The 728-nt window shown below is 39.0% G+C and carries 1 protein-coding gene and 1 pseudogene; both read left to right on the plus strand.

The window, feature by feature from the left end:
- Positions 1-374 (plus strand): annotated as a pseudogene (locus ACFINS_RS10295) (efflux RND transporter periplasmic adaptor subunit); the annotation flags it as partial.
- The coding region (locus ACFINS_RS10300; RefSeq protein WP_375706214.1) for an efflux RND transporter permease subunit at positions 371-728 on the plus strand (358 nt) is incomplete at its 3' end. The pseudogene ACFINS_RS10295 and the gene ACFINS_RS10300, both read left to right, overlap by 4 nt.

Here is a 728-nt window from a genome sequence, read left to right on the forward strand (position 1 = left end):
ATCCAGAAAGCCGCACACTTCACGTTCAGATTGAAATCAAGAATGAAAAAGATACACTTATGTCTGGTATGTCTTTTTCTGTTGCGTTGCAATTTTATGGTGATTTGCTTCCTGTTGTTAATCCTCTTGCGGTTCAATGGAACAGCAAAGGATCATTTGTTTGGCGTGTGAGAGATGGGAAGGTAGAACCCATTCCAGTATCAATTATTCAGCATAAAGCAGATCAAGTGTTTGTGAAAGCAGCCCTGAAAAGTGGTGATCAAATTGTCATTAAGGGAGTACAGATGCTTTATCCAGGAAGTCAGGTAACAATTGATGATTCAAAAGCCCGTCAACAGCAATTATTATCACTTCCTGAGCAGGATGTACAATGAGTCAAGAATTGAATACAAAGCAGCTTAGGGTGCAGGAAGAACAAGATGGTATAATTGGCTTATTTATTCGCAGACCGGTTTTTACTTTTGTTTTAAATGCTATGATTATAATCGCAGGGTTTGCTGCATGGCTGAATGTTGATGTACGAGAACTTCCGGATGTTGATACTCCAGTGATAACAATTATGACAGCTTTTGCTGGAGCATCAGCGGAAACAATAGATCGTGAAGTTACAAGAATTATAGAAGATGCCGTTTCTCGCGTTTCAGGTGTTAAAACGATTTCTTCAACTTCTTCTTTTGGCCGTTCACGTGTGGAGATTCATTTTAATGTCGGTATTGATTTGAATGTTG

The organism is Bartonella sp. AA2SXKL (assembly GCF_042197205.1).
In the GTDB taxonomy this organism is placed as follows: Bacteria; Pseudomonadota; Alphaproteobacteria; order Rhizobiales; family Rhizobiaceae; genus Bartonella.